This is a genomic window from Streptomyces sp. NPDC101166, assembly GCF_044768125.1.
In the GTDB taxonomy this organism is placed as follows: domain Bacteria; phylum Actinomycetota; class Actinomycetes; order Streptomycetales; family Streptomycetaceae; genus Streptomyces.
The window spans coordinates 20,697-40,709 of the sequence record NZ_JBIWPF010000005.1 but is presented as its reverse complement, the minus strand read 5'-3'; the positions used below and the strand labels follow the sequence as shown (position 1 = coordinate 40,709).

Genomic DNA, 20,013 nt, shown 5'->3' with positions numbered 1-20,013 from the left:
ACTCCCCCGAAAAGCTGGCGGAAAGTGCCCTGAGAACCGTCCCCCGAAGCCCGTTCCCCCGCATTCCGCAGGGCCTCGCCGGCGACTTCCCGCCATGGGAAATGCACGGCTCCCTCACACCTTGTCCGTACTTCCCCTGTCGGCGCGGGTGACGGCGCGAGCATCCTGGCGACAGCCGACGGGCGCCTGTGCGGAGACCGGGCGCCGGCGGGCCCGGGACGCGACGAGCGAAGGGGCGAGCGAGCGATGGGGACGCAGACCGTACCGGCCACAGCACGGGTCACCGGGGCCAGACGGCCCGGCCGGGTGGCCGTGGACTGGCTCACCACCACCGACCACAAGAAGATCGGGCACCTCTACCTGATCACATCGTTCGCCTTCTTCCTCGTCGGCGGGGTGATGGCACTGGTCATGCGGGCCGAGCTGGCCCGGCCGGGGCTGCAGATCGTGGACGCCAACCAGTTCAACCAGTTGTTCACGCTGCACGGCACGATCATGCTGCTGCTCTTCGCGACCCCGACCTTCGCGGGCTTCGCCAACGAGCTCATGCCGCTGCAGATCGGCGCCCCCGATGTGGCGTTCCCCCGGCTGAACATGCTCTCGTACTGGCTGTTCCTGTTCGGCGGGCTGATCGTGCTGGGCTCGCTGCTGCTCCCGGCGGGGCCGGCCGCCTTCGGCTGGTTCGCCTACGCGCCGCTCAACGACACCGCGTACTCCCCCGGCCTGGGCCCCGACCTGTGGATCATGGGCCTGGCGCTGGCCGGCTTCGGCACGATCCTCGGCGCGGTCAACTTCATCACCACGATCATCGGGATGCGCGCGCCCGGCATGACGATGTTCCGGATGCCGATCTTCACCTGGAACGCCCTGTTCACGTCGATCCTGATCCTGATGGCGTTCCCGGTGCTGGCGGCCGCGCTGCTGGTGCTGGAGGCGGACCGGCGCTTCGGCTCGCAGGTGTTCGAGGCGGCCAACGGCGGGGCGCTGCTGTGGCAGCACCTGTTCTGGTTCTTCGGACACCCCGAGGTGTACATCATCGCGCTGCCGTTCTTCGGGATCATCACGGAGATCATCCCGGTCTTCAGCCGCAAGCCGATCTTCGGCTATCTGACGCTGGTCGGGGCGACGATGGCGATCACCGGACTGTCGGTGGTGGTGTGGGCCCACCACATGTTCGCCACCGGCGCGGTGCTGCTGCCGTTCTTCTCCTTCATGTCGTTCCTGATCGCGGTGCCGACCGGGGTGAAGTTCTTCAACTGGTCCGGGACCATGCTCAAGGGTTCGGTGTCCTTCGAGACGCCGATGCTGTGGGCGACGGGCTTCCTGGTGACGTTCCTGTTCGGCGGTCTGACCGGAGTGATCCTCGCCTCGCCGCCGATGGACTTCCACGTCACCGACTCGTACTTCGTGGTGGCGCACTTCCACTACGTCGTCTTCGGCACCGTCGTCTTCGCGATCTTCGCCGGGTTCTTCTTCTGGTGGCCCAAGTTCACCGGCAAACTGCTGGACGAGCGGCTCGGCAAGATCCAGTTCTGGACGCTGTTCGTCGGCTTCCACACCACGTTCCTGGTGCAGCACTGGCTCGGCGCGGAGGGCATGCCGCGCCGCTACGCGGACTACCTGGCCGCGGACGGCTTCACCGCCCTGAACACGGTCTCCACGATCGGCGCGTTCCTGCTCGGCCTGTCGACGCTGCCGTTCCTCTACAACGTCTGGAGGACCGCCAGATACGGGCGCAAGGTCGAGGTCGACGACCCCTGGGGCTACGGCCGCTCGCTGGAGTGGACGACCTCCTGCCCGCCGCCCCGGCACAACTTCCACGCGCTGCCGCGGATCCGCTCGGAGTCCCCGGCGTTCGACCTGCACCACCCGGAGCACGCGGCCCTGACCCCCCAGCCCGAGCCCAGGAAGCACCAGGCCCGCGACTGACGGGCTGGGGCGGCCCCGCCCGGTCGGTGCGGGGCCGGTGAGGGGGAGCGGCTCAGAAAGCCAGGCGCAGGCCCGGCATGATCAGGTCGGGGTCGCCGCCGATGGCGTCCTTGTTGGCGGCGTAGAGCCGCTGCCAGGTGGTCCCGTTGCGGGCGGCGATGACGCTGAGCGTGTCCCCCTCGCGGACGGTGTAGCCGCCGCCACGGGAGCTGCCGCGGCTGCTGTGGCCCGATCCCGCCGAACGCTGCGCGCTCTCCGCGCTCTGCGACGTCTGCGAACGCTTCGCCGAGCCACCGGCGGACGACGAGGAGGAGTACGAGGACTTCGAGGACTTCTTCGACTTGTAGCGGTGCTCCTTGGTGCCGGACGAGCCGGACCCGGTGGAGGCGGAGTCGCCCCCGTGGGACGAGGGAGCGCTCCCGGAGGCCCCGGCACGCCCGGAGCAGACGGGCCAGGCGCCCCAGCCCTGGGAACGCTGGACCTTGGTGGCGACGGAGATCTGCTGCGACTTGCTGGCCTTGTCGGCGGTGGAGGCGTACTGCGCACCGCCGAACGCCCGCCAGGTGGAGGCGGAGAACTGCAGCCCGCCGTAGTAGCCGTTGCCGGTGTTGATGTGCCAGTTGCCGCCGCTCTCGCACTGGGCGATGCGGTCCCACACCCCGCCGTCCGCGGCCGCGGCGTTGCCGCTCGCGGCCAGCAGGCCGAGCGGGGCGAGTAGCGCCGCTCCTGCGATGACCGCCGTCGTCCGGGCCTTGCCGGCGCCGATGCGGGCGATGGAGCGGGTGTTATCGGCACATTCGGACATGTAGATCCCTCTCTGCGGACCCGGGTCTCCCCCGGAGCGGGGCGCACCGTCCGCGCGAGGACGCGGTGGTGTCGCTCCGCCCCGTCCGCCGGCGGTCGTGCTGCGCTGTCCTGCTCTGCGCGGCCGGCGGACGTTCCCGGGCGGTGCTAGCTGCACACGGCGGAGGAATCTATGGACTCTGACGGTTCGTTAACAACCAACTGAAGGTTGTCGCAGGCCAGTTGATAGTTACCTTAGGTAACACCCATGATTGAACGCACCACTTTATGCATTGATGTCGCCATTCGCCTGCCATGCCGCCCACAACGTCTGTGACCCAGCTCACGGAACCAACTTCCGTTGCCATCCCGTTACTTGACGTTGAGTGTTCGATTCCGCACACCTCGTGACCGTGTGCGCAGGGCGGTTCGATTCCCTTGGGCCGACAGCGTGACTCCCGCCACAGATCCGCCGTTGTCTTCTGCATGAGCCGGGGACTCACCCGGCTCGCCAACGCACCGCATTCCGAGGGAGCCACCCGTGCCGCGCATGCTCGACGTCAGCGACGAGGTACGCGCCGAGATCGGCGACGAAGAAGCCGACCGGCTGCTCGCCGGAGAGAACGCCCCGGGCAGTTACGACTGCACGTCCTGCCGTACCCCGGGCGACTCCGCGCACGAGCGCACCAGCACCGTCCTGTTCATCGGGGACGAGACCGCCGTCCTCGCCTTCGCCCACTCCACCTGCCTGCCCTCGCAGGTCGTCCAGGTCACCGAGGAGCAGCTCCAGGGCGCGGTCCGCTCCATCAGCGGCGAGGCGTCCCCGGTTCCCGCGCAGATCGCGCCCGAGCAGGCCGTCCTCGGGGTCACCAGCGGACTCGTCCTGATCGCCGGGGAGTTGCACCCCGCCCTCGTCGTCGAGCCGACCGCGCCGATCGCGCGCCCGGGCTCCTCCGGTCTGGGCGACGACTTCCTGCCGCTCCTCATCGAGCAGGGCTTCATGCCGCTGACCGAGCTGGCCGAGGCGCCCCCGGTGCAGCACGGCTGGTCCGTGCTGCTGGCGATGGGACAGCTGCACGCCGTCCTCCAGCCCTCCGCGGGCGGCGGCCAGCCGGTGGCCTGGTGGCAGGCGCACCAGCCGCTCCAGGTGACCGAGGGGTGGCGGGCCGCCGCCAACAAGCACCAGCAGGTGCTGATGTTCGCCGCACCGGTGGGCTCGATCGGGCGTCAGCCCCGGGAGGACCTGCTGCGGGACGCGCTGGACAAGGCGGCGGCGGGCGGCAAGCTCGTCGGCGCGGCCCTGCCGCTCGCGGGCACCTGAGGGAGCCTTCGGCGCGACGAGTACGCGGGGCGCGCGTCCCGCGGCCCCGCGGGCGCCGACGGGGACCCCACGGCCGCATCCCTTCCCGTGCCGGGTCGTTTGGACATACGTGCACACCTACGACGTTCCGCGCCGCCAAGCCTTCCAGTCGGTCCAGTCCGCCCGGCCGGCGGCCCAGGATCCCCAGGGCGTCCCCTCGGCCACGCCGATCTACGACGCGCTCTACGCCGAGTACGTCAAGTCCTTCCGTTCGCTGCCGGGCGATCGCAGCGGGGAGGAGGACCTGGGGTTCACCGCCTTCGGGTATGTCCCGCACAGCACCGGATCGTTCAGCACCGGATCGTTCAGCAGCTCGTTCAGCAGCGGCTACAGCGCCTACAGCGCGGGCGCCCAGAGCGCGCGCACCGGGCTCGGGCAGCAGTCGCAGTGGCAGCGGGTCGGCCCGCTCACCCCGGCCGGCCGGCAGCCGCAGCCGCAGGCGCCGACGACCACGCACCACGTCCCCGCGGCCCTGCCGCCGGCCCGGAGAGGCTACTGACCGGCCGCGGGGCCCGGCGCGGCCTCCCGGCGACGCCCGCACGGCCGGAGGGCGGCTCCCCGCGATGGGGAGCCGCCCTCCGGCCGTCATGTCACTTCTTCCTGCCGCGCTTCTCGCGCACCCGCACCGAGATGTGGATGGGCGTGCCCTCGAAGCCGAACTCCTCGCGCAGCCGGCGCTCGACGAAGCGCCGGTAGCCGGCCTCGATGAAGCCGGACGCGAACAGCACGAATCGCGGCGGCTTGGTGCCGGCCTGGGTGCCGAACAGGATGCGCGGCTGCTTGCCGCCCCGGATGGGGTGCGGGTGGGCGGCGACCAGCTCGCCCAGGAAGGCGTTCAGCCGGCCCGTGGGGACCCGGGTCTCCCAGCCGGCCAGCGCGGTCTCGATCGCCGGGACCAGCTTCTCCATGTGCCGCCCGGTGTGCGCCGACACGTTCACCCGGGGCGCCCACGCCACCTGGCCGAACTCGGTCTCGATCTCGCGCTCCAGGTAGTAGCGGCGCTCCTCGTCGAGGGTGTCCCACTTGTTGTAGGCGATGACCATCGCACGGCCCGCCTCCACGGCCATGGTCACGATCCGCTGGTCCTGGACCGAGATCGACTCGGAGGCGTCGATCAGGATGACCGCGACCTCGGCCTTCTCGACGGCGGCGGCGGTGCGCAGCGAGGCGTAGTAGTCGGCGCCCTGCTGGAGGTGGACGCGCTTGCGGATGCCCGCGGTGTCGACGAACTTCCAGGTGACGCCGCCGAGTTCGATCAGCTCGTCGACCGGGTCGCGGGTGGTGCCGGCCAACTCGTTGACGACGACGCGCTCCTCGCCCGCCACCTTGTTCAGCAGCGAGGACTTGCCGACGTTCGGGCGGCCGATGAGCGCGATACGGCGCGGTCCGCCGACCGCCGTGCCGAAGCTCTGCTCGGGGGCCTCGGGCAGCGCCTCCAGTACGGCGTCCAGCATGTCGCCGGTGCCGCGACCGTGCAGCGCGGAGACGGGGTGCGGCTCGCCGAGGCCCAGCGACCACAGGTAGGCCGCGTCGGCCTCGCCGCTCGGTCCGTCGACCTTGTTGGCGGCCAGCACGACCGGCTTGCCGGCCTTGCGCAGCAGCCGTACGACCGCCTCGTCGGTGTCGGTCGCGCCGACCTTGGCGTCGACGACGAAGACGACGGCGTCGGCGGCCTCGATGGCGTACTCGGCCTGGGCGGCCACGGAGGCGTCGATGCCGAGGACGTCCTGCTCCCAGCCGCCGGTGTCGACGACCTTGAAGCGGCGGCCCGCCCACTCGGCCTCGTAGGTGACCCGGTCGCGGGTGACGCCGGGCTTGTCCTCGACGACGGCCTCACGGCGGCCGATGATCCGGTTCACCAGGGTCGACTTGCCGACATTGGGGCGGCCGACGACGGCGAGCACGGGCAGCGGCCCGTGACCGGCCGCTTCGATGGCGCCCTCCACGTCCTCCAGGTCGAAGCCCTCTTCGGCGGCGAGCTCCATGAACTCCGTGTACTCGGCTTCGCCGAGCGCCCCGTGATCGTGCTCGAAGGCGTCCGAGCCGCCGGGCTGGATGTGGTCGTTCATGAAGTCCGTACCTCGTTCATCGTGGTGATCGGTGGACCTGACTCGGCAGGTGATCCACTACTCAGTGTCGCCTAGCGCCCGGTGAGACGCCTGGCGTTTTCCAGGTGGGCGGCCAGCTGCTTCTGAATGCGCTCGGTCGCCTCGTCCAGCGCCTTGCGGGTGCGCCGCCCACTGCCGTCGCCCGCCTCGAACGGGTCGCCGAAGACGACGTCGACCCGGGACCGCAGCGGGGGCAGCCCCTTCAACAACCGTCCGGGCCGGTCGGTGCTTCCCAGCACGGCGACCGGCACGATCGGCGCGCCGCTGCGCACCGCGAAGTAGGCGAGCCCGGCGCGCAGCGAGGCGAAGTCGCCCTCGCCCCGGGTGCCCTCGGGGAAGATGCCCAGCACTCCGCCGTTCTCCAGCACGCCCAGGGCCCGGGTGATCGCCGAGCGGTCGGTCGTCTCGCGGTCCACCTTGAGCTGGCCGATCCCGGTCAGGAAGGGGTCGAGCGGGCCGACGAAGGCTTCCTTCTTGATCAGGAAGTGCGTGGGCCGGGGCGCCACGCCCATGACCATCGGGCCGTCGATGTTGTGGGAGTGGTTGACCGCGAAGATCACCGGGCCGGTCGCGGGCACCTTCCAGGCTCCCAGCACACGCGGCCGCCACAGCCCGTACATCAGCCCGACGCCGATCCGGCGTCCGACCTCGGCGCCCTTCTGCGAGGGCACGGACGGCTGAGTCACCTGCCCGCCCGCTTCTCCTCGACGAGGGTGACGACGCACTCGATGACCTGGGCCAGCGTCAGCTCGGTGGTGTCCACCTCGACGGCGTCGTCCGCCTTGGCGAGCGGGGAGGTCTTGCGGGAGGAGTCGGCCGCGTCCCGCTTGATCAGCGCCTCGCGGGTGGCGTGCACGTCCGAGCCCTTCACCTCGCCGCTGCGGCGGGCGGCGCGGGCCTCCGGGGACGCGGTGAGGAAGATCTTCAGATCGGCGTCGGGCAGCACGGTGGTGCCGATGTCACGCCCCTCGACGACGATCCCCTTCTCGGCGGAGGCCGCCAGCGACCGCTGGAGCTCGGTGATCCGGGCCCGCACCTCCGGCACCGCGCTGACCGCGCTGACCTGGGAGGTGACCTCCTGGGTGCGGATCGGGGCGGCCACATCGGTGCCGTCGACGGTGATCGTCGGGCCCGCCGGGTCGGTGCCGGACACGATCTCCGGCTTGCCGGCGACGGCGGCGATCGCCGTGGGGTCCTCGATGTCGATCCCGTTGGCCACCATCCACCACGTGATCGCCCGGTACTGCGCACCGGTGTCCAGGTAGCTCAGCCCCAGCTGGGCGGCCACGGCCTTGGACGTGCTCGACTTGCCCGTTCCGGAGGGACCGTCGATGGCGACGATCACGGGCTGGGCGGCGCCGTTTTCCACGAGGGGACACCTTCCTGGTGCGAGGCGGAGGACTGCGGGGCGAGAACACGCCCCGGACAAGGTTACTGGCTACGACTCACTCGTCCGGCCGCACGTCAGGGCGAGGGGGCCTTCCCGTCCGACCGGGACGGGCGGCGGGGCGCCGGCGCCGGGCGACCTACTGCCGCACCGCCCACCCCCGCTCCGTCAGCGCGGCGGACAACACCCCCGCACTGCGCGGCTCGACCATCAACTGCACCAGCCCCGCCTGCTGCCCGGTCGCGTGCTCGATGCGTACGTCCTCGATGTTGACCCCCGCCAGCCCGGCGTCGGCGAAGATGCGGGCCAGCTGCCCCGGCTGGTCGTCGATCAGCACCGCGACCACCTCGTACGCCCGCGGAGCGGACCCGTGCTTGCCGGGCACGCGCACCTGCCCCGCGTTCCCGCGCCGCAGGACGCCCTCGATGCCGCCGGCGCCCTCACGTCGCTTGGCCTCGTCGGAGGACTGCAGGGAGCGCAGCGCCCGCACCGTCTCCTCGAGGTCCCCGGCGACGTCGGTGAGCAGGTCGGCGACCGGTCCGGGGTTGGCGGAGAGGATGTCGATCCACATCCGGGGGTCGGAGGCGGCGATCCGGGTGACGTCCCGGATGCCCTGCCCGCACAGCCGTACGGCGGCCTCCTCGGCGTTCTCCAGCCGGGCGGCGACCAGGCTGGAGACGAGGTGGGGCATGTGGGAGACGAGCGCCACCGCCCGGTCGTGGGCGTCGGCGTCCATGACCACCGGGACGGCCCGGCAGTGCGAGACCAGCTCCAGGGCGAGGTTGAGCACCTCGGTCTCGGTGTCCCTGGTCGGCGTCAGCACCCAGGGCCGGCCCTCGAAGAGGTCGGCGGACGCGGCGAGCGGGCCGGACTTCTCGCGGCCCGACATGGGGTGCGTGCCGAGGTACCTCGACAGGTCCAGGCCGAGCGCCTCCAGCTCACGGCGCGGACCGCCCTTGACGCTGGCCACGTCGAGGTAGCCGCGGGCCACCCCGCGCCGCATGGCGTCGGCGAGCACGGAGGAGACGTGGGCGGGCGGCGCGGCGACGATGGCGACGTCCACGGGACCTTCGGGGGCCGCGTCGGCGCCGGCGCCGAGCGCGGCGGCCGTCCGGGCCTGCTCGGGGTCGTGGTCCTCCAGGTGGACGGCGACGCCGCGCTGGGCGAGGGCCAGGGCGGCGGAGGTGCCGATCAGCCCGGTTCCGATGACGAGTGCGGTCCTCACCGGGCGACGCCCTCGCTCAGGACCGCGACCCGCTCCATGTGGCCGGCCTCGTCCCGCTCTCGCCGGCCGGCCCCCCGGGCCGCTCGTACCGCCACGGTGCTGCTCCTCGTTCACATAGCTGTCGGCTCTGCGTCCAGCGTAGTCAGCCCGTCCGCGCGGGGTGCGCGCCGCCCGCCCGCTGAGACGGGTGCGGGAGCCGTTCACCACATCCGGAATGTTCGTTTTGTGGCATTTATCCGGAATTGCTTCTCGTTCGGTGCCTTCGGTGCCACGATTGTGGTCCGCGTCACCGCGCCTTCTGCGCTTTCCACATCTTCCGCACCTTCGGAGCGACGACATGACCCACCCCGCCACCCGCCGTACGGTCCTCCTCGCGACGGGCGCGGCGGCTCTCGCCGTCGGCTGCAGCGACAAGGGCGACGGCGGCTCGGCCCCCGAAACCTCCAAGAGCCCCGCCGCCGGGACCGCGGGCACCCCCGGGACCGAATCCCCGGCCGCCTCCGCGGGTCGCGAACTGGCGGCCACGGCCGACATCCCCGTCGGCGGGGGCACGATCTTCACAAAGGAGAAGGTCGTGGTCACCCAGCCGTCCAAGGGCGACTTCAAGGCCTTCTCCGCGATCTGCACCCATCAGGGCTGCACGGTCACCAGCGTCGCCGACAAGACGATCAACTGCGCCTGCCACCGAAGCAGCTTCAGCATCGACGACGGCGCGGTCACCGCGGGCCCGGCGACCAGACCGCTGCCGGCGGAGAAGATCACGGTGGAGGGCGGCGCCATCAAGCTGGCGTGAGCCGCTGAAGAGCCGCGGGGCCCCGCTTCCGGGGCTCAGGCGGCGGCCGTCACGCGTCCCACAGCGCCCCGAACGTCACCAGCTCCCCGTGGTACTCGATCCGGTCCGCCCACTCCGCGGGCCACGCGTCGGCCCCGGCGTACGCGCCGGCGAAGGCGCCCGTCAGACAGGCGATGGAATCGGAGTCACCCGAGGAACAGGCGGCCCGGCGCAGCGCGGTGACCGGCTCGTCGGGGAAGAGCAGGAAGCACAGCAGCCCGGTGGCCAGGGCCTCCTCCGCGATCCAGCCCTCCCCGGTGGCCAGGCACGGGTCGGTCTCGGGCGAGACGGTGCGCACGGCGTCCTGGAGCCGCTCGAGGATCGCGAGGCACTCGTCCCAGCCGCGCGCGATGAAGTGCTCGGGTGTGGGGTCCTGGCTCCGGGTCCACAGGTCGCCCAGCCAGGCGTGGTGGTAGTGGGAGCGGTTGTCGAGGGCATAGGAGCGCAACAGCCCGACGAGCGCGGCCGGATCGGCGCCCTGGGCGAGCAGCCGTACGGCGTGGGCGGTGAGGTCGGAGGCGGCGAGCGCGGTGGGGTGCCCGTGGGTGAGGGCCGACTGCAACTGGGCGGCTCCGGCGCGCTGTTCGTCAGCGAGTCCGGGCGCGAGACCGACCGGCGCGACCCGCATGTTGGCGCCGCAGCCCTTGGAGTGGATCTGGGCGGCGTCCTGCCACGCCCGCTTCTCGTTCTTCAGCAGGTTGCAGGCGACCATGCAGGTCCGGCCCGGCGCACGGTTGTTCTGCGGCGACTGGTACCAGTCCACGAACTCCTCGCGGAGCGGCCGCTCGAACCGCTTCGGCCCGAGCACTCCCCGGTCCATGGCCGCCCGCAGCCCCTGGGCCACCGCCAGCGTCATCTGTGTGTCGTCACTGACGATCGCGGGCGTGATCAGCTCCATCCGCCGCCAGGGGCCGCACTTGGCGAGGATCGACGGCACGTCGTTGAACTCGGTCGGGAAGCCCAGGGCGTCGCCGAGGGCGAGGCCGAGCAGGGCCCCGGTGGCGGCGCGTTTGCGGACGGTGGTGGAGGCGGTCATGCGGGACGTCCTTCCCGGGGCGGTCGCAGCAGGGGCGGGTGCAGGGCGGTGGCGGCGCCGGCGCGGTACAGCGCGGCCGGTTTGCCCCGGCCGCCGGTCAACCGGGCGGCGCCGGGGACGGGTTCGACGAAGCCGGGCGTGGAGAGCACCTTGCGGCGGAAGTTGGGCCGGTCGAGCCCGGAGCCCCACACGGTCTCGTAGACCTCCTGGAGTTCCCCGAGAGTGAACTCCGGCGGGCAGAAGGCGGTGGCGAGGCAGGTGTACTCGAGCTTGGCCCCGACGCGTTCGCGGGCGTCGGCCAGGATCGTGTCGTGGTCGAAGGCGAGCGGTCGGGCGGCGTCGTACGCGATCCAGCGGGCGTCGCTGGCGTCGCTGCCGCCGTGCGGCTCGGGCGGGTGGGGCAGTAGGGCGGCGAACGCGACGGACACCACCCGCATCCGGGGGTCCCGGCCGGGTTCGCTGTAGGTGCGCAGCTGCTCCAGATGCAGCCCCTCGACGTCCGACAGGCCGGTCTCCTCGGCGAGTTCACGCCGGGCGGCCGTCTCCGCGGACTCGTCCGGCCGCACGAACCCGCCGGGCAGCGCCCAGTGCCCGGCGTACGGCTCCTGGCCGCGTTCGACGAGCAGCACGTGCAGGGCGCCCGCGCGGAGGGTGAACACGGCGAGGTCGACGGTGACGGCGAAGGGTTCGTAGGCGTGCTTGTCGTACGCCGGTGCGTCGTGGCCGCGCATGACTCCACCCCCTTTTATGGTCAAGGCGACTATAAAAGGGGGCGGGGTTCGGTCACAACCCCCCGGTCAGAGGTCGACCTCCTGCATCAGCATCCCGACCTCGGTGTTCGACAGCCGGCGCAGCCAGCCCGACTTCTGGTCGCCCAGGGTGATCGGACCGAAGGCGACGCGCACGAGCTTGTCGACGGGGAAGCCGGCCTCCGCGAGCATGCGGCGCACGATGTGCTTGCGGCCCTCGTGCAGAGTGACCTCGACCAGGTAGTTCTTGCCGGTCTGCTCGACGACGCGGAAGTGGTCCGCGCGCGCGTACCCGTCCTCCAGCTGGATGCCGTCCTTGAGCTGCTTGCCCAGGTCGCGCGGGATCGGGCCCACGATGTGCGCGAGGTAGGTCTTCTTCACGCCGTACTTGGGGTGGGTCAGGCGGTGCGCCAGCTCGCCGTGGTTGGTGAGCAGGATGACGCCCTCGGTCTCGGTGTCGAGCCGCCCGACGTGGAAGAGACGCGTCTCACGGTTGGTGACGTAGTCGCCGAGGCACTGCCGGCCGTCGGGGTCCTCCATGGTCGACACGACGCCGGCGGGCTTGTTGAGCGAGAAGAACTGGTACGACTGCGTCGCGACGGTCAGGCCGTCGACCTTGACCTCGTCCTTCTCGGGGTCGACCCGCTTGCCCTGTTCCAGGACGATCTCGCCGTTGACCTCGACGCGCGCCTGCTCGATCAGCTCCTCACAGGACCGCCGCGAGCCGTAGCCCGCGCGCGCGAGCACCTTCTGCAGCCGCTCGCCCTCCTGCTCGGCGCCCGGGAAGGTCTTGGGCAGCTTGACGTCCTTCTTGCCCGCGTAGCGCTCGCGGTTGCGTTCCTCGGCGCGCGCCTCGTACTCGCGGGAGCGGGCGGGTGCCGTACGGCCGCGTCCGCCGCCCTGCGGCTGCTTGGGGCCGCCCTTGGCGCCGCCGCGCGCCGCGCCGCCGCGCCCCGACTTCGGGCCGTCGGGGGACGCGCCGGGGCCCACGTCGTAGCGGCGCTCCTCGGGACGGGGCTTGCGCGGACGCCCCTGCCCCTGCCCCTGCTTCTGGTCCCTGTCGTTGCCGGCGCCGCGGTGGTTACCGCGCCCGCCGCTCTTACCGCTGCCGCTACCGCTACCGCTGCTTCGCATCAAAGTTCCGTCGTCGTCGTGTCGGGCCTGTTCGTTCCGGCGGCGCCGTCCGTGTCCGGGGCGTCCGGGTCGAACGACGGTACGGCTTCCTGGGTCTCGGCCTCGATCGCCTCCGCCTCCGGGAGGAAGGGCGCGAGCTCCGGGAGCTCGTCCAGACCGCGCAGGCCCATCCGCTCCAGGAAGTAGTTCGTCGTCCTGTACAGGATCGCACCTGTTTCGGGTTCCGCGCCCGCCTCCTCGACCAGACCCCGTTGGAGAAGGGTGCGCATGACCCCGTCGCAGTTCACCCCGCGCACGGCGGAGACCCGGCTGCGGCTGACCGGCTGCCGGTAGGCGACCACGGCCAGCGTCTCCAGCGCTGCCTGGGTGAGCCGGGCCTGCTGGCCGTCCAGGACGAAGCGCTCCACGGCCGGGGCGTACTCGGCCCGGGTGTAGAACCGCCAGCCGCCCGCGACGAACCGCAGGTCGAAGCCCCGCCCCTGCCCGGTGTACTCGTCGGCGAGTTCGCGCAGCGCGTCCGCGACCTGGCGGCGCGGCCGTTCCACGATCTTCGCCAGGTGCTCCTCGGTCGCGGGTTCGTCCACGACCATCAGGACGGCCTCCAGGGCGGGCTTGAGGTCGAGGTCCACGACGGCACGGGATCCGCCCGGGGCGCCGGCGCCCGCGGCTGTCTCCTCACTCACGGGGTCTTCTCCTTCCCGGACTCCCCGGGCACTTCGGGGGGCCGGTCGAACTCGTCGGTCACTCTGGGCGTCTCGTCCCCGTCCCCGCCGGTCCACCGCACCAGCAGCTCGCCGAGGGCCGTCTCCTGGTCCAGGGCCACCGCCTTCTCCCGGTACAGCTCCAGCAGGGCCAGGAAGCGGGCGACGATCGTGAGGGTGTCGTCGGTGTCCTCGACGAGCGTACGGAAGCCGGCCTCCCCGAGTACCCGCAGCCGCGCGACGACGATCTGGGCCTGTTCCTGCACGCTGACCAACGGGGCGTGGATGTGGTCGACGTACACCTGCGGCTTGGGCCTGGGCTGCATCGCCTTCACCGCGAGCCGGGCGAACCCCTGCGCCCCGATGTTGATGACGACCTCGGGCAGCAGCTCGGCGTGGTGCGCTTCGAGGCCGACGGTACGGGGGTAGCGGCGGGCCTCTTCCTCCAGCCGCTCGTTGAAGATGTCGGCGATCCGTTTGTAGGCGCGGTACTGGAGCAGCCGAGCGAAGAGCAGGTCGCGGGCCTCCAGCAGCGCGAGGTCGGCCTCGTCCTCGATCTCGGCGGCGGGCAGCAGCCTGGCCGCCTTCAGATCGAGCAGCGTCGCGGCCACGACCAGGAACTCGGTCGTCTGATCCAGGTCCCAGTCCGGTCCCATCGCCCTGATGTGCGCCATGAACTCGTCGGTGACCTTGGACAACGCGACTTCGGTGACGTCCAGCTTGTGCTTGGAGATCAACTGGAGCAGCAGGTCGAACGGCCCCTCGAAATTGGCGAGCCGAACCTTGAACACCCCGTCGGCCACCCCGGCCTCAGCCGGGGCGGCCTCGCCCGGAGGAGTTCCCGCCGCGGCGGCTCCCTCGGGTGCGGTGCCGGTCCGAAGGGGCGCTTCCGCGGAGACGGCGGCCGACGGCGCCCCGCCCCCGGCCCCGCGTGGGCCGGCAGGCACGGCCGGGGGCGCCGGCCGGGCCTCCTCGCGGCCCACGGCCGGCGGCGGCTCGCTCCAGGGCCCGGCTTCGTCGTGGGCGGGGGGCGCGGGCTTCGCCGGCAAGGGGTTCTCGGGTGCCGCCCCGGTCGGCGGCGTGGCGGAGTCGTCGGTGCGGGGCTCCGGCGGTGAGGTGGTGGGGGTCGACGGGCCTCGGCCCAGGGGGCGTCGGCGGCCTCCGGCCGTGCCGCCGGCGGAGGGGGCGTTGTTCGAGGTCATGACCTCCGCAGGCTATCGCTACCGGCCGCGCAGCCGGCGTACGAGGATGCTGGCGTCGCCGCGGGCCTCCAGGTCCGCCAGGACCACGGCGACCGCCTCGCGGACGATCCGTCCCCGGTCCACGGCCAGCCCGTGTTCGCCGCGCAGCACCAGCCGGGCGTGCTCCAGGTCCATCAGCTCCTCGGCGGAGACGTACACGGTGATCTTCTCGTCGTGCCGCTCCCGGCCGCTGGGCCGGCGGGCCGCGGCCCGGCCCCGCTTGCGGGGCTGGGCGGCCTCGCCGGCGGCGGCCGGTCCTTCCTGCGCCGCGCCCTGACGCCGCGTGGGGCGCTCCGCGCCGGCGGTCCGGCTGCGGGACTCCCCGGCGTCGCCCTGCTCGGCGTCGGCCGCCACGTGCTCGGCGCCCTCGCCGTCATCGCCCTGCGCGGGCACGGCCTGCGGCGCGTCCTCGGCCGAGGCCGCCGCTGCCGCCGTGTCGCTCTCCCCGGCGGGAGCGGGTACCCGCGCCTCGCCGTTGGCCGGGCGTCGCGGTGCGGACGGCTGGAGCGCCATCCCCCCTGTCGTACGGAAGAGTTCGTCGGCCCCCGGCAGACTCACTCGGCGTGACACCGGGCGAGCACCTCCCTGGCGAGCTGACGGTAGGCGGCGGCGCCGACGGAGTTGGAGGCGTAGGTGGTGATCGGCTCACCGGCGACCGTGGTCTCCGGGAAGCGGACCGTGCGCCCGATGACCGTGTGGTACACGTGGTCGTCGAAGGCCTCGACCACACGGGCGAGGACCTCGCGGCTGTGGACCGTGCGCGAGTCGTACATCGTGGCGAGGATGCCGTCGAGCTCCAGCTCCGGGTTGAGCCGCTCCTGGACCTTCTCGATGGTCTCGGTGAGCAGCGCGACACCGCGCAGCGCGAAGAACTCGCACTCCAGCGGCACGATCACCTTGTGCGCGGCGGTCAGCGCGTTGACGGTGAGCAGGCCGAGCGAGGGCTGACAGTCGATGACGATGAAGTCGTAGTCGTCCAGCAGCGGCTTCAGCGCCCGTTGCAGCGTCGACTCGCGCGCGACCTCGGAGACCAGCTGGACCTCGGCGGCGGACAGGTCGATGTTGCTGGGCAGCAGGTCCATGTTGGGGACCGCCGTCTTCAGGAGCACCTCGTCGGCCGCCATGCCCCGCTCCATGAGCAGGTTGTAGACGGTGAGGTCGAGCTCCATCGGATTGACGCCGAGTCCGACCGACAGCGCGCCCTGCGGGTCGAAGTCGACGAGCAGCACCCGGCGTCCGTACTCCGCGAGGGCGGCGCCCAGATTGATGGTCGACGTCGTCTTGCCGACGCCGCCCTTCTGGTTGCACATCGCGATGATCTTCGCGGGTCCGTGATCGGGCAGCGGACCCGGGATCGGGAAGTACGGCAGCGGGCGTCCCGTGGGACCGACGCGCTCGCGACGCTGGCGGGCTGCGTCGGGCGCGAGGGTGGCCGCGTACTCGGGATCGGGCTCGTACTCGGCGTCGGGGTCGTAGAAGTGCCCTTCGGGCAGTTCGTCGTAGTCGGCGAAGTGGTTGCGGGGCGCGCCACTTCCGTCGCCGGCCATGGCGTTCACGTGATGGCCATCCATGCTGTGGTGTGCTGGCTGAGCCAACTGGGGGCTTCTGTGGCTCTGATGGTCTGCGAAGGTTCGGACAGCGACGGAGCCGACAGCCTCGCGCCCCGTGGGGCCCGGGCCCCGCGTAGGCGTTCCTGGATGACCACCCCCGGGAGAAAATGTCGACTCATTCACAAGTCGTCTTACCTCCTTGGTGACCAGGAAACTTCTAGACAAGGTCAGCGTGGCACCATGCCGACGATTGGCGACTCTATGGCGTGTCGGGCGTCCGCAGCAACACAATCCGCCGGACCCGGCCGGATGTGTCGGCAATGAAACATCCCGCTGTCAAGGGCGTACGGCCGTCGCACGGCAGGATTCACGGGTGTGCGAATCGGTTCAAGGGTTACGTTCGAGGCGAGTTGACCGAGAGCGGCAAAGTGACCATACACACACTCGGCCGGACCTTGTCGGGCAAGGTCCGGCCGCGCGCACGCCCTTGAGGCGTCCTGTTGACGTATCGCCTTTACGAAAAGGTGACTTGGCGGGTGTCTCAGCCGAGCAGCGAGGCCAGCTCGACATGCTCGAGGCCGTGGGCCTCGGCGACCTCGCGGTAAACCACCTTGCCGTCGTGCGTGTTGAGGCCCCTGGCCAGCGCGGGGTCGCGGCGCAGCGCCTCCGCCCAGCCTCGGTCGGCGAGTTCGACGATGTACGGCAGGGTCGCGTTGGTGAGCGCGTAGGTGGAGGTGTTGGGGACCGCGCCGGGCATGTTGGCGACGCAGTAGAAGACCGAGTTGTGGACCGGGAAGGTCGGCTCGGCGTGGGTGGTCGGACGGGAGTCCTCGAAGCAGCCGCCCTGGTCGATCGCGATGTCGACAAGGACACTTCCGGGCTTCATCCGGGAGACCAGCTCGTTGGTGACGAGCTTGGGCGCCTTGGCGCCCGGGATGAGGACGGCGCCGATGACGAGGTCGGCCTCCAGGCAGGCCTTCTCCAGCTCGAAGGCGTTGGAGACGACCGTCTGGATCTTGGTGCCGAAGACCTTGTCGGCTTCCTTGAGCTTGTTGATGTCCTTGTCGAGCAGGGTGACGTGGAAGCCCATGCCGATGGCGATCTGCGCGGCGTTCCAGCCGGAGACGCCGCCGCCGATGACGACGGCCCGGCCGGCCAGCACGCCGGGGACGCCGCCGGGCAGCACGCCGCGGCCGCCGTTGGCGGCCATCAGGTGGTAGGCGCCGACCTGCGGGGCCAGCCGGCCCGCGACCTCGGACATCGGGGCGAGCAGCGGCAGCGCGCGGTTCGGCAGTTCGACGGTCTCATAGGCGATCGCCGTGGTGCCGGACTCGATGAGCGCGTCGGTGCACTCCTTGGAGGCGGCCAGGTGCAGGTAGGTGAAGAGCGTCTGGTCCTTGCGGAGGCGGTGGTACTCCTCGGCGATGGGCTCCTTGACCTTCAGCAGCAGGTCGGCGGTGGCCCACACCTCGTCGGCGGTGTCCAGGATCCGGGCGCCGGCGGCCACGTACTCCTCGTCCGGGATCGACGAGCCGACACCGGCGCCCTGCTCGATGACGACCTGGTGGCCGTGGCGCACCAGCTCGTGCACGCCTGCGGGGGTGATCGCCACCCGGAACTCGTTGTTCTTGACCTCGCGGGGGATGCCGACCTTCACGTGGATCACGGTCCTTGGCTCAGAGGGTGTGGGGGCATGGAACGACAAACCCGGATGCAATGGGCATACGGGGATACACCGCCGGAGAACGTGCGGCAGAGCCAGTCTAATGAAGGCGTTCCCGCTGTCCAGCCTTCCAATGCATCAATCTTCAGCAGATGTACTGCGGATTTCGCAGGCGTCGGCCGCGTCTTCCGGCTCTGACTCGGTGCCGGGGGCCTCATCTCCCAGGATGCGCTCCGCCGCGCCCCGGTGCAGGCGGGCGGCCGCCGGGTCGCCGAGGTGCTCGCAGGTGTCCGCCAGCCGCAGGTGCAGCGCGGCCTGCAGGCGGGCGTCCCCCGCGCGGCAGGCCCACTCCACCGCCTCCTGACAGGTACGCAGCGACTCCTCGGGCCGGCCCGCGTACTCCTGGACGCGGGCCAGCTCGCTCAACGCCCGCGCCTGCGCGGCGACATCGCCGCTCTTGCGGTGCACCGCCACGGCGGCCCGCCAGCCGCGCTGCGCCTCCCCGTAGCGTCCGGCATAGGTGTGCGCGGTCGCGATACGGCCGTACAGGCGGGCGGCGTCGGCGCGCTCGTCGCGGGCCAGGCGCTGGGCGAGGGCCCGGCCGAACCAGTCGGCGGCCCGCTCGTAGTCGCCGAGCTCCTGATGCGCACCGCCCACGGATTCCATCGCGCGCCCGGTCGCGTACGGATCGTTCGCCTGGCGTCCGGCGTCCAGCGCGGCCCGGTAGCGCACCAGAGCCTGGGCCGTGCGCCCGGTGCGGGCGTCGACGTCGGCCAGGTTCAGCAGGGCGGCGGCCTTCTCCCGGGGCAGCCCGCGGCGCTCGGCGACGTCCAGGACCAGCTGGTGGACGCCGTACAGGTCGGGCGCCGCGCCGTGGGCGCCGCGGTGGGCGACCATCGCCTTGACCAGCTGCGCCATCAGCCGCCTGGCCAGGGTGTCCAGCTCGCCGTCGGCGACCGCGAGCCGGGCGGCGCCGAGCAGCGCGGGCCGGCGCGCCTCGAGCCACTCGGCGGCCGCCTGCGGGGAGGGGAAGCGCAGGGCGCTGGGCATGCCCTGGAGCTTCTCGCGGGCCTGGGGGTTGTCGGTCTCGGTGACGGCACGGCAGGACTGGAGCAGCCGCACCGTCCGCTCCAGCATGCGGGCGCGGGCCAGCTGGAGTTCGGCCGGCCGCTCGTGCACCTCGGCGGCCGCGCGCAGCAGGGAGTGCAGACAGCCGGGGATCTCGTACTGGGGCGGTGTGGAGGCCACGGGCCGCAGCAGACCGAGGGCGGCGAAGTCGTCCAGGGTGCTGCGGGCGGCGCCGATCGAGCAGCCGGCGAGGGCGGAGGCGGTGTGGGCGTCGACGAGCCCGGCCGGGGCGAGGGAGAGCAGGCGCAGGGTGCGGGCGGCGGTGGGGGCCAGCCCGTGGTGCACGAGTGCGAAGAGGCGGCTGAGCGGGGTGCCCTCGTCGCCCTCCGCGTGGAGCTGCTTGGCGAGGTCGGCGACGGCCGACTTGGGGCGGGCGGCCAGCCAGCCGCCGGCGAGGACCAGTGCTACGGGGTGGCCCTGGCAGGCCTCGACGAGTCCCTCGGCGGAGCGCGGGTCGACGGTGATGCGGACCGAGCCGATGCGGCGGGTGAGCAGTTCCAGGGCGGACTTGGTGTCCAGGCCGCCCAGGGTGCAGGGGCGCACGTCGGAGATGCCGGTGAGCGGTCCCGCGGAGACGGCGACGACCAGGCACTCCGGGGTGTCCGGGAGGAGTGCGTCGACCTGCTCGGCGCCGGCCGCGTCGTCGAGGAGGATGAGGGCACGCCGTTCGGCGAGCGCTTCGCGCAGACAGGCGGAGAGGTCCTCCTCGGACGCGCCCGCCGGGGCCGGCCGCTCCAGGGCGGCGAGCAGTTCGCGGGCGGCCCGCTCGGCCGGGACGGGGGTGCCGTCGGCCTCGCCGAGGCGGGCGCGCAGCACGCCGTCCGGGTAGCGGCCGGCGACCCGGCGGACGAGTTCCGCGGCGAGGGCGCTGCGGCCGGAGCCGGGCCGTCCGGCGATGAGGAGGACCCGCGCGCGGGGCGGCTTGTTCCCCGCCAGGGTGTCCAGGCCCGCGCGCTCGATGTCCGCGCACAGCTCCTTCAACTCCCGGGTACGGCCCAGGAAATGGCCCTCCGTCGCAGCGTGTCCCGACAGCTTGACGCCGTCTGTGTCCACTGCCTGATCCGTCACGGGCCACCCTCCCGTCCACCGCGCACGCAAGCCCGCCGGGACTCCGGATCGGGCGATTCCAGAGCCTAGTTCACGCTCTGCGACCTTCCGGGAGGAGCACGGCGGAGACGTCGCCCGAT

General features: G+C 72.0%; 18 protein-coding genes. 4 read left to right on the top strand and 14 right to left on the bottom strand.

Annotation, left to right across the window (positions count from 1 at the left end; translation table 11 throughout):
* Window positions 1-246 precede the first annotated feature (246 nt).
* Entirely contained in the window at window positions 247-1,929 is a 1,683-nt protein-coding gene (ctaD, locus tag ACIRS4_RS11075; protein ID WP_404193211.1) for a cytochrome c oxidase subunit I, read from the top strand.
* A gap of 52 nt (window positions 1,930-1,981) precedes the next feature.
* Here the strand turns inward: ctaD and ACIRS4_RS11070 are convergent, their stop codons facing one another.
* Complete coding sequence (locus tag ACIRS4_RS11070) at window positions 1,982-2,734, bottom strand: transglycosylase family protein (protein ID WP_404193208.1); 753 nt, start codon at window positions 2,732-2,734, stop codon at window positions 1,982-1,984.
* Window positions 2,735-3,253: 519 nt separating this feature from the next.
* Here ACIRS4_RS11070 and ACIRS4_RS11065 point away from each other — a divergent pair.
* Both ACIRS4_RS11065 and ACIRS4_RS11060 read left to right on the top strand, forming a co-directional pair.
* A complete protein-coding gene (locus ACIRS4_RS11065) occupies window positions 3,254-4,033 on the top strand; it encodes a hypothetical protein (RefSeq protein WP_404193205.1) in 780 nt (259 codons plus the stop codon).
* Window positions 4,034-4,142: 109 nt separating this feature from the next.
* Window positions 4,143-4,571 (top strand): hypothetical protein, encoded by a 429-nt coding sequence (locus tag ACIRS4_RS11060; protein ID WP_404193202.1) that lies wholly within the window; start codon window positions 4,143-4,145, stop codon window positions 4,569-4,571.
* A 91-nt stretch (window positions 4,572-4,662) separates the two neighbouring features.
* Here ACIRS4_RS11060 and der read toward each other — a convergent pair whose 3' ends face one another.
* The 4 genes from der to ACIRS4_RS11040 all read right to left on the bottom strand — a co-directional run bounded on the left by der (window position 4,663) and on the right by ACIRS4_RS11040 (window position 8,792).
* Entirely contained in the window at window positions 4,663-6,141 is a 1,479-nt protein-coding gene (gene der / locus ACIRS4_RS11055) for a ribosome biogenesis GTPase Der (RefSeq protein ID WP_404193199.1), read from the bottom strand.
* A gap of 71 nt (window positions 6,142-6,212) precedes the next feature.
* A complete protein-coding gene (locus ACIRS4_RS11050; protein WP_404193197.1) occupies window positions 6,213-6,905 on the bottom strand; it encodes a lysophospholipid acyltransferase family protein in 693 nt (230 codons plus the stop codon).
* Complete coding sequence (cmk, locus tag ACIRS4_RS11045) at window positions 6,863-7,549, bottom strand: (d)CMP kinase (RefSeq protein ID WP_404193195.1); 687 nt, start codon at window positions 7,547-7,549, stop codon at window positions 6,863-6,865. The genes ACIRS4_RS11050 and cmk overlap by 43 nt, the downstream gene beginning before the upstream one ends.
* A gap of 157 nt (window positions 7,550-7,706) precedes the next feature.
* Window positions 7,707-8,792 carry a prephenate dehydrogenase gene (locus ACIRS4_RS11040; protein WP_404193192.1) on the bottom strand — a complete coding sequence of 362 codons (1,086 nt, stop codon included), beginning with the start codon at window positions 8,790-8,792 and terminating at the stop codon, window positions 7,707-7,709.
* Window positions 8,793-9,129: 337 nt separating this feature from the next.
* Between ACIRS4_RS11040 and ACIRS4_RS11035 the strand changes: the two genes are divergently transcribed.
* The gene (locus ACIRS4_RS11035) at window positions 9,130-9,585 is read left to right on the top strand and encodes a Rieske (2Fe-2S) protein (RefSeq protein ID WP_404193189.1); all 456 of its coding nucleotides are present in this window, start codon (window positions 9,130-9,132) and stop codon (window positions 9,583-9,585) included.
* A gap of 49 nt (window positions 9,586-9,634) precedes the next feature.
* Here the strand turns inward: ACIRS4_RS11035 and ACIRS4_RS11030 are convergent, their stop codons facing one another.
* The 9 genes from ACIRS4_RS11030 to ACIRS4_RS10990 all read right to left on the bottom strand — a co-directional run bounded on the left by ACIRS4_RS11030 (window position 9,635) and on the right by ACIRS4_RS10990 (window position 19,894).
* Window positions 9,635-10,660, bottom strand: a complete 1,026-nt coding sequence (locus ACIRS4_RS11030; protein ID WP_404193186.1) for an ADP-ribosylglycohydrolase family protein — start codon at window positions 10,658-10,660, stop codon at window positions 9,635-9,637.
* Complete coding sequence (locus ACIRS4_RS11025; RefSeq protein ID WP_404193183.1) at window positions 10,657-11,391, bottom strand: NUDIX domain-containing protein; 735 nt, start codon at window positions 11,389-11,391, stop codon at window positions 10,657-10,659. Before ACIRS4_RS11025 ends, ACIRS4_RS11030 begins: the two co-directional genes overlap by 4 nt.
* A gap of 66 nt (window positions 11,392-11,457) precedes the next feature.
* Window positions 11,458-12,543, bottom strand: a complete 1,086-nt coding sequence (locus ACIRS4_RS11020) for a pseudouridine synthase (protein ID WP_404193180.1) — start codon at window positions 12,541-12,543, stop codon at window positions 11,458-11,460.
* On the bottom strand, window positions 12,543-13,226 hold the full coding sequence (gene scpB, locus ACIRS4_RS11015) for an SMC-Scp complex subunit ScpB (protein ID WP_404193178.1): 684 nt from the start codon (window positions 13,224-13,226) through the stop codon (window positions 12,543-12,545). Before scpB ends, ACIRS4_RS11020 begins: the two co-directional genes overlap by 1 nt.
* Window positions 13,223-14,446: a segregation and condensation protein A gene (locus ACIRS4_RS11010; protein WP_404193175.1), complete on the bottom strand. Its 1,224-nt coding sequence runs from the start codon at window positions 14,444-14,446 to the stop codon at window positions 13,223-13,225. The genes scpB and ACIRS4_RS11010 overlap by 4 nt, the downstream gene beginning before the upstream one ends.
* Window positions 14,447-14,464: 18 nt before the next feature.
* The gene (locus ACIRS4_RS11005) at window positions 14,465-15,055 is read right to left on the bottom strand and encodes a hypothetical protein (protein WP_404193173.1); all 591 of its coding nucleotides are present in this window, start codon (window positions 15,053-15,055) and stop codon (window positions 14,465-14,467) included.
* The gene (locus ACIRS4_RS11000) at window positions 15,040-16,032 is read right to left on the bottom strand and encodes a ParA family protein (RefSeq protein ID WP_404194014.1); all 993 of its coding nucleotides are present in this window, start codon (window positions 16,030-16,032) and stop codon (window positions 15,040-15,042) included. The genes ACIRS4_RS11005 and ACIRS4_RS11000 overlap by 16 nt, the downstream gene beginning before the upstream one ends.
* A 544-nt stretch (window positions 16,033-16,576) precedes the next feature.
* Window positions 16,577-17,701, bottom strand: coding sequence for an alanine dehydrogenase (ald, locus tag ACIRS4_RS10995; RefSeq protein ID WP_404193171.1), 1,125 nt, complete (start codon window positions 17,699-17,701; stop codon window positions 16,577-16,579).
* Between the two features lie 135 nt (window positions 17,702-17,836).
* Complete coding sequence (locus ACIRS4_RS10990) at window positions 17,837-19,894, bottom strand: tetratricopeptide repeat protein (protein WP_404193168.1); 2,058 nt, start codon at window positions 19,892-19,894, stop codon at window positions 17,837-17,839.
* Between the last annotated feature and the right edge of the window lie 119 nt (window positions 19,895-20,013).